Raw genomic sequence first — 715 nt, forward strand, 5'->3', positions numbered from 1 at the left:
GGGGGTAGACGCGAAACCAAGTGATCTACACTTGACCAGGTTGAAGTTCCGGTAACACGGAATGGAGGACCGCACCGATAAGCGTTGAAAAGCTTCCGGATGAGTTGAGTGTAGGAGTGAAAGGCCAATCAAACTTGGAGATAGCTCGTACTCCCCGAAAGGCATTTAGGTGCCGCGTGTGGCGATCTCCGTGAGAGGTAGAGCGACCGATAGGTCAAGAGGGCTTCACCGCCTATCGAGACCTGACGAACTCCGAATGCTCACGGACCGCAGCCATGCAGTAAGGGGGCGGGTGCTAAGGTCCGTCCCCGAGAGGAGAAGAATCCAGACCGCCGTCTAAGGCCCCGAAATTCTGTCTGAGTTAGTCTAACGAAGTCCGGTCCCCATGACAGCTAGGATGTTGGCTTGGAAGCAGCCATTCATTCAAAGAGTGCGTAACAGCTCACTAGTCGAGGGTCCGGGCATGGATAATAATCGGGTATAAGTCAGATGCCGAAGGCGCGGGATAGCAATGTATATTGAAAGTATCGGTAGGGGAGCATACCATGTGCGCAGAATGGTGAAGATGACTGATCCTGGAGCGCATGGTAAAGCAAATGTAGGTATAAGTAACGACAAGAGGGGTAAGATTCCCCTCCGCCGTAAGTCTAAGGTTTCCCGGGCAATGCCAATCATCCCGGGGTAAGTCGGGTCCTAAGTCTCAGCCGAATGGCGA

At 53.3% G+C, this 715-nt stretch carries 1 rRNA gene; it reads left to right on the plus strand.

The window, feature by feature from the left end:
- A 23S ribosomal RNA gene (locus tag HMPREF2983_RS00535) occupies positions 1-715 on the plus strand; the annotation flags it as partial.

This window comes from Prevotella sp. HMSC077E09 (assembly GCF_001814685.1).
In the GTDB taxonomy this organism is placed as follows: domain Bacteria; phylum Bacteroidota; class Bacteroidia; order Bacteroidales; family Bacteroidaceae; genus Prevotella; species Prevotella oris.